Origin of the sequence: Aeromicrobium sp. (assembly GCF_049586495.1) — a bacterium.
In the GTDB taxonomy this organism is placed as follows: domain Bacteria; phylum Actinomycetota; class Actinomycetes; order Propionibacteriales; family Nocardioidaceae; genus Aeromicrobium.
In genome coordinates this window covers 1-7,670 of record NZ_JBAVCB010000135.1, presented here as the reverse complement: position 1 = coordinate 7,670, position 7,670 = coordinate 1, and the positions used below count along the sequence as shown (strand labels likewise).

Genomic DNA, 7,670 nt, shown 5'->3' with positions numbered 1-7,670 from the left:
ACGGCGAGCACCAGCCCGATCGCCACCGTTACCGCCACGACGCCGTTCGCGTCGAAGTCGAGAAAGTCGTATGGCACGCGGGATGTGGTGGTGTCCGAGACCTGGAACTGCGGTGAGACGGTCACGGCGCGAATCATCGTGTAGGTCAGCCACGCGACGGGCCAGACGAGGAACCACCACGCCGACCGGTCCAGTGGCGTGCGCGGCTGGATCAACACGAAACCGATGATCGCTGCGGCGGGCACGACGTAGTGGAAGATCGCGTCGAGCGCGACATCGGCACCTGTCAGCTCCAGCGAGCCGGCCAGCACCGTCATGTAGACGACTCCGGTCACCGTGATGCCCACCAACCCGGCCACCCGCACGGCGCCGAACACCCGCCCCTGCCGCAGCGGATCCAGGGCTACGCCCGCCGCACCCACCATCACCAGCAGATTCGACTGGATGGTGAAGTAGCTGAACAAGTTGGCGAGACTGCGCCCGGCGTCGATGTTGACCAACGTCTGCCAGCCAATTGCCACGGCAATCAGGACGGCCAGTGCGGCGTGCCAGACACGGGCAATCGCGGAGTTCACCCTCGTATCGTGCCAGCCGGGCGTCTCGGACGATCACGCTGATCCGACCGGCCGTTCACCTGGCGGTGGCTCTGGTCAGGTCGCCCACAGCATGTTCCTAGCCCAACGTGGCGCGGATCCGCTCACCGCGTTCCACCCAGCCAGGCATCTCGAAGCGTTTCGCCGCGGCGATGGCTTGGTCGAGGTGGCGACGGGCCTGATCGAGATCGTCCGGGCCGTCTCGAGACGCGAGCAGCTCGGCCAGTTCGATGCGATAGATAACGCTCGGGACGAGCATGCTCTGGGCGATGCCCCAGTCCAACATGATCGTGGCATCAGAGATCGACCCGTCCAGATCTCCCAGCACCGCGCGCGCGCGTGACGTGATTTGCCGCACGGGCCCGTAGACGGCAATGACGAAGTGGATCACGTCGTCCGCGAAGGGCTCGTAGTGTGCGAGCAGCTGCTTGGCCAGACCCACATCGGCCAGACGTCGTGCGGTCAAGGACATGATGTTGCCGGTGCAGTGCCACAGGTAGTCCTTCGGATACTGGTCGATGCGGTCGAGCTCATGGGTGCGGATGACCTCCCGCGCCTCGTCAAACCGATCAGCGAGGGCCAGCGACATGGCCTGAGTACACCGCCAGATCGGCGCACGAGGGAACTGGTCGGCCATCGCCGCACTGAGCTCATGGTCGCTGAAAGAAGCGTCGCGACACCACCGGATCACCCCGTCGAGAGCTCCCCACCACTGTGGCGCGTCCGGCGCGCCGACCTCCATGCCCAGCTCCAGCGCAGCCTCGTTTCGCGCCACACTTTCCGCGATGTCGCCGAAGTACATCGGAAACTGCGCGACAGCTGCGCGGGCGTACCACACGGCAACCGGACCGGCCTCGTTGACGGCGATCGCGAGAAACTCCTCGGCATTGTCCTGCGCGGCGGCGAGGTCGCCGATTGCCAACAGCGTCCATCCGAGGCCGATACGGGCCAGCACCCGCAGATTGGGATCGCCGCAGCGGTCGGCGGCTTCGATCGCTCGCCTGTCCAAGTCGATGCCAGTGGTCCACCGCTCGGGCACGACATCGGGCACGCGCGTCATCCACAGAACCTGAGCGATCGTGAGGTCGTCGTCCAGCTCGTCGGCCCGAGCGAGGGCGCTGCCGACGAGGGCCAGCCGATCCGCCACCCGGTCGGGCTCGAAGATCAGTTCGGCCGCAAGTTGAGCCTCGAGGCGGGCCAGCTCGGACTTCGCGGAGTCCGGCACTCGTCGCAGAGCCTCCTCCAGATGAGCGATTCGCTCGTCGTCGACGTCACCGACGATGCTGGTGAAGCCCCTGGTGTTGGCCAGCGCCGCGCGGATGATCAGAGCGTCGTTGCCGGCCTCGACAGCATGATCTGACACGGCCAGGAGTGCCTCCCGGAAGGAGGAGTCGCCCTGGTCGCGCATGATCTCGCCGATTCCACACCGGGCCCCCAGCCTGCGCGGGTCCAGTGGCAGCGCCTCGTCCTCGTCGAGCAGTTCGAGCGCCTTGCCATACAAGCTCTTCGCCTCGCCCAGCGCCCGTGTTGCGCGGGCCTGATCGGCGGCCGCCAGGACGTAACCGATCGCGTCGCTCAGGTCGCCGCCTTGCGGCCCGGCCTCCACCGCATGATGGGCCAGCGCGGCAAGATCGGGATGTGTCTTCTTGGCGTGGAACTCGGTGACCCGGCGGTGGATCCGCCGCCGCCGGCTGGCCGACAACTCGTCGTACAACGACGTCCGAACCAACGCATGGGCAAAGCGGTACCGATCGGCGGCAATCTCCTCGACGAGGCGCGCCCTGGTGGCTTCGTCGAGGGCGTCAAGAAGCGCTGACTCCTCGATGCCGACCAGATCACCGGCAAGATCAAGGTCGAATTCTCGCCCGATCACCGACGCAGCCCGCAGAACCTCGTTCGCCGTCTCGGACAGCAGCGAGAGCCGCTGCCCCACCACGTCGCGCACGCCCTCGGGCACCACGATCTGATCGGGATGGGGAACGACCCACCTTCCTTCGATGAAACGAACGCCGCCGCTCTCGATGAGGTGGCGCAACACTTCCCCCACGAAAAAGGGATTCCCTTCGGTCTCGGCGTGAGTCAACGTTGCGACGCCGCGCGTCACCTCGTCGAGCTCGTGGCCGGCTGCCTGCTCGACCAGGTCGATCACCTCATCGACGTCGAGCGGGGCGACGGGGATCCGATGCACACCATCGATGCGTTGCAGGTCGCCCAAGAGAGCCGAGAGCGGATGTGTCCGGTCGACATCGGTATCGCGGTAGGTGGCAATCAACAGCAGACGAGCGCCATCGGCGTCCGCGGCCTGCCGGATGGCGTGGATCATCATCAACAACGTCGGCTTCGTGGCCCAGTGGACATCATCGAGCACCAACACCAGGCCGGACTCGGTTGCCGTCTCGATCAGCCATGAAGCAACCGCTTCGAACAACCGGTGCTCCTCGGTCCGCGGGTCCGACGTGACAGGTGCCGGCAGATCGGACCGTCGTTCCTCCAGATCAGGCACGAGGCGACGCAGCTCGCCGGCCAGCCGCCCCAGCGGGAGCTCCGGCGCATGCCGGGTCTGCCAGTCCAAAGCCTCGACGAAGGGCTGGTAAGGCGCCATCAATCCGTCATCGCACCGGCCAAACAGCACCACCGCTCCGTGTGCGTGCGCTTGCTTGGCGATCTCATAGGCCGTCCGGGTCTTGCCGATGCCCGGCTCCCCCACCATCAGCGCAGTACGTGCCCCGCCGGCCCGGGCCTGATCCCACAGGTCGCACAACGTCGTCTGCAGGTCAGGGCGACCGATGTACGGACCATTCGTCGCGGGAGCCAACGCTGGGGGAAAGGGGACTTGGTCGACCGCCCGCGCCAGCGAGAGTGGCTCCCAGCTGACGCTGCAGGTCGCCACTGGGTCGGGCAACCCCTTCAGCTCCAGAGAACCCACCGGCTCGAAGGTGAAGCCTCCGCGGCCCCGCGCCAAGGCTCGCACCAGATCCGCCACCAGGATCTGGCCCCCTTGGGCCACCCCACACAGGCGAGCCGCCTCGTTGACCGCTGTGCCGAAATAGTCGCCATCCTCGATGCTCACGTCGCCCACCGACGCGCCAGCACGGATCTCGATTGGCTCCGGAAGCTCAGACCCCAATGCGGTCACTCGCTGCTGCGCATCGATCGCCGCCGCCACCGCATCGGCCGATGACTCGAACACCGCCATCAGGCCATCGCCCAACGACTTCACCACGTGCCCGGACTGCCCCTCGATCGCGGCCGTGACAACCTCATCGTGACGACGACGGACCTGATCTGCCGCTTCCTCACCGAGGCGTGATCTCAGGTCCGTCGACCCCACGAGATCGGTGAACAACACCGTCGCCGTGCCGGTGGACCGCTGGCCGCTCATGTTCGCAGGCTACTGGCCGTAGGCGGCTTGCAGGTGATTTCGGTACGAATGCCAGTCCTCCACATCAGGCTGTTCGCGCCGGATCTGAGCGACACTGGCGCCTGTAGTCGCAGTGCGAAACACTGGTGCAATGCGATCCATCTGGAAGGGCGCCATCAGCTTCGGCCTGGTCAACGTCCCGGTCAAGGTCTACAGCGCCACGCAGAGCCACGACGTCTCGCTGCACCAGGTGCACGGTGAGGACGGCGGACGCATCCGCTATCAACGCAAGTGCGAGATCTGCGGCGAGGTTGTGGCGTACGACGATATCCAGAAGGCGTACGACGACGGAGATCGCACTGTCATCCTGACGCCGGACGAGCTGGACTCGCTGCCGGCCGAGCGCAGCCACGAGATCGAAGTCATTGAATTTGTCCCGGCCGACCAGGTCGACGTGCTGCGGCTGGACAAGTCGTACTTCCTGGAACCTGAAGGCCGAGCGCTCAAGCCGTACACACTGCTGCGTCAGGCGCTGGAAGACACCGACCGCACCGCCATCGTCCGGTTTGCGCTGCGTCAGCGCACACACCTCGCCGCCATGCGGGTGCGCGGCGACGTGATGATGCTGCAGACCTTGCTCTGGGATGACGAGGTGCGCACTCCCGACTTCGATGTCTTGAAGGAGAAGGTCTCGGTCACCAAGAAGGAGGCCGACATGGCGGGCCAGCTGGTGGAGTCCTTGGCGGGCGACTTCGACTCGTCGGACTTCACCGACGACTACCAGGTACAGCTGCGCACACTGGTGGAAGCCAAGCTCGTCCAGGGCGACGCGCTGGACACCGAAGCCACTTTCGGTCGCAAGCCTGGCAGCAGCGACGACGCCGAGGTGATCGACCTGATGGAGGCCCTGCGCCGCAGCATCGACAAGCGCAAGGGCGCCGGCGGCGGCGCAACGGAACCTCAGAAGAAGGCTGCGGACACGAAGAAAGCCGCACCGTCGAAGCAGAAGACCCAGAAGACCCAGAAGAAGGCTCCCGCGAAGAAGACGCCGGCCAAGAAGACGCCGGCCAAGAAGACCGGCTGACGTGGCGGGCTCGACCGGCAGCCCGCCACCACAGACCGTGGTGCTCGACGGCCATCGACTCCGGCTGACCCACCCAGGCAAGGTCCTGTACCCCGAGACCGGCACGACAAAGGCCGAGGTCATCCAGTACCTCGTCACGGTTGCCCCCACCCTGCTGCCGCACGTGGCCGGCAGAATCGTGACCCGCAAGCGCTGGGTCCACGGGGTGGGGACTGCCGGTCAACCCGGGGAGGTGTTCTTCGAGAAGAACCTGCCCGATTCGGCGCCGCGATGGATCAGGCGGCAACGCATCGCTCACGACAGACATGAGGCGAACTACCCGCTGCTGGAGCGGGCCGCCGACCTGGCCTGGCTCGGCCAGGTCAATGCGCTCGAGCTGCACGTGCCGCAGTGGCGCGTTGGCGCCGACGGCACACCGCACCATCCGGACCGGCTGGTTCTCGACCTCGACCCTGGACCAGGTGTCGGGCTCGCCGAGTGTGCTGCGGTGGCCCACGAGGCGCGAGCTCTGCTGGCTGACGTCGGGCTCACGGCCGTGCCGGTCACCAGCGGGTCGAAGGGCCTGCACCTGTACACCCAGCTCGACGGCACGCACGACTCCGACTACATCAACGCCTTCGCCAAGACGCTGGCCGAAGCCTTGCAGGCGCAGCTGCCCGAGCTGGTGGTCAGCTCGATGGCCCGCAAGATCCGACGCGGCAAGGTGCTGGTCGACTGGAGTCAGAACAACGGCAACAAGACGACGATCTCGCCGTACTCCTTGCGCGGCACGGCACTGCCGCACGCTGCGGCACCCCGGCACTGGAACGAGATCAACGACGGCCTCGAACAGCTGCTCTTCACCGATGTGCTGGAACGTCTGGAGTCGATCGGCGATCCGCTCGAAGGCTTCGGCCAGGAACCGGAGTCCGGCCCGGAGACGGGGCCCAGTGGCGCCAATGCGCCGGGGGTCATGCTCGCTTCACCGGGCCGCGAGGCCGCGGTCAGCTCGGCCGAGGCCTGGGCCTACGAGATGAAGTGGGACGGTATCCGCGCCGTGGCGACCGTCAGCGGCATTGACGTGCGCTTGACCAGCCGCAACGCCAACGACCTGACGGGCTCCTATCCCGAGATCACCGCCGCACTGGCGGATGCCGATCTGGGTGATGTCGTGCTGGACGGCGAGATCGTGACCTTCGGTGCCGACGGCGCCCCCGACTTCGGACTGCTCCAGCATCGAATGGGCGTCACCAAGGCTCGCGACGTGGCGGCAGCGGCCCGTCGAGCGCCTGCGCACTATCTGGTCTTCGACCTGCTGGAGCGCGGCGGCACGTCCCGTCGAAGTCAGACGTACGCGGAACGCCGCGCGGATCTGGATTCGCTGGGCATCGGCGACGACGAGGACGCAGTTGTCCGGGTACCTCCGGCGTTCGACGGAGAACTGGTCGACGCGGTCGCGCAGAGTCTCGACCGTGGGCTGGAGGGGATCATCGCGAAGCGACGGCGCAGCACCTATCGAACGACACGATCGTCCTCATGGATCAAGATCAAGCACCACCGCACGCACGATGTCGTGGTCTGCGGCTGGCGCCCTGGCGAGGGAAGTCGCGCAGACACGATCGGCTCGCTCCTGCTGGGCGTCCACCGCGATGGTGAACTCACCTATGCCGGACGGGTCGGCACTGGATTCTCCGATGCCGACCTGGCGGAGCTGAAGCGACTTCTGTCCGGGCTGGAGGTGGAAAAGCCAGCCGTGTCCCAGGTTCCTCGCGACGTGGCACGCACGGCACGCTGGGTCGGCCCGAGCCTGGTGGGCGAAGTGACCTTCACGGAGTGGACCTCGGCGGGACAGCTGCGACATCCGAGCTGGCGCGGATTGCGCCGGGATGTGCCTGCTTCAGGTGTGCGCGGCTGAATCCGCGTAGGGTCGACACATGAAGCCGTTCAAGAGAGCGAAGAAGTCCGAAACGTTCGCCGACCGCCTCCAGGCCGCCGGGAACGACCTCGCCGATCAGCTGTCCGATCTTGGTCACACCGTCGCCGACAAGGCACCGGGCGTCCGTGATCAGATCGCCGACCACGTGGCGAGCCTGAGCCAGACCGTCGCCGACAAGGCGCCCGGGATCCGCGACCAGATCGTCGAGCAGGCGCGTGACCTCCGCCAGGAGGCTGGCAAGCGCGTGCCCGACCGGGCCGACATCAATCCGCCGCAGGCGCTGGTGACCAAGAGCCAGAAGAAGGCCGCCAAGAAGCAACGGCGCAAGAAGCGCACGCGGCGCGTGTTCTCGGTCGCCGCCATCGGCGCTGCTGGCGCTGCGGCCTACTCGGCGCTGCGTCGCAGTCAGGCGGCAGGCCAGCCCGAGGCCAGCCCGCCGCCGCCGGCACCCGCTCCACCGAAGGTGCCCACACCCCCAGCAACCAAGCCGTCACCCGCCGCACCAGCGGCTGCGACAAAGGCGCCAGCCAAGAAGTCGGCGCCCGCAGCAAAGCCGGCAGCGGCCAAGAAGGCGGCGCCCGCGGCCAAGCCGTCCCCGGCCAAGAAGGCAGCACCGGCCAATCCGGACGCTGCGAAGAAGTCGCCCCCGGCGAAACCGACCACCTGATTCATCTGCGCAGCGACAGAACCCCGATCCTCGTTCACACGAGCATCGGG

Annotated in this window: 5 protein-coding genes; 3 read left to right on the top strand and 2 right to left on the bottom strand. The window is 66.9% G+C overall.

Features of this window, described 5'->3' with window-relative positions; genetic code table 11:
• A partial coding sequence (locus tag WB508_RS07160) for a Pr6Pr family membrane protein (RefSeq protein WP_423844197.1) occupies positions 1–575 on the bottom strand: 575 nt, incomplete at its 3' end.
• A 97-nt stretch (positions 576–672) separates the two neighbouring features.
• Complete coding sequence (locus WB508_RS07155; RefSeq protein WP_423844196.1) at positions 673–3,975, bottom strand: ATP-binding protein; 3,303 nt, start codon at positions 3,973–3,975, stop codon at positions 673–675.
• Between the two features lie 130 nt (positions 3,976–4,105).
• Between WB508_RS07155 and WB508_RS07150 the strand changes: the two genes are divergently transcribed.
• The 3 genes from WB508_RS07150 to WB508_RS07140 are packed head-to-tail and all read left to right on the top strand — an operon-like array spanning position 4,106 to position 7,620.
• Positions 4,106–5,038, top strand: a complete 933-nt coding sequence (locus tag WB508_RS07150) for a Ku protein (protein ID WP_423844195.1) — start codon at positions 4,106–4,108, stop codon at positions 5,036–5,038.
• A 1-nt stretch (position 5,039) separates the two neighbouring features.
• Positions 5,040–6,932, top strand: a complete 1,893-nt coding sequence (ligD, locus tag WB508_RS07145; RefSeq protein WP_423844194.1) for a non-homologous end-joining DNA ligase — start codon at positions 5,040–5,042, stop codon at positions 6,930–6,932.
• A gap of 19 nt (positions 6,933–6,951) precedes the next feature.
• On the top strand, positions 6,952–7,620 hold the full coding sequence (locus WB508_RS07140) for a hypothetical protein (RefSeq protein WP_423844193.1): 669 nt from the start codon (positions 6,952–6,954) through the stop codon (positions 7,618–7,620).
• Positions 7,621–7,670 lie beyond the last annotated feature (50 nt).

What these genes read in the sequence shown, in the direction of transcription:
- WB508_RS07140 (WP_423844193.1), top strand. Translation starts at nt 6,952, where the DNA reads ATGAAGCCGTTCAAGAGAGCGAAGAAGTCCGAAACGTTCGCCGACCGC.
- WB508_RS07155 (WP_423844196.1), bottom strand. Translation starts at nt 3,975, where the DNA reads ATGAGCGGCCAGCGGTCCACCGGCACGGCGACGGTGTTGTTCACCGAT.
- WB508_RS07150 (WP_423844195.1), top strand. Translation starts at nt 4,106, where the DNA reads ATGCGATCCATCTGGAAGGGCGCCATCAGCTTCGGCCTGGTCAACGTC.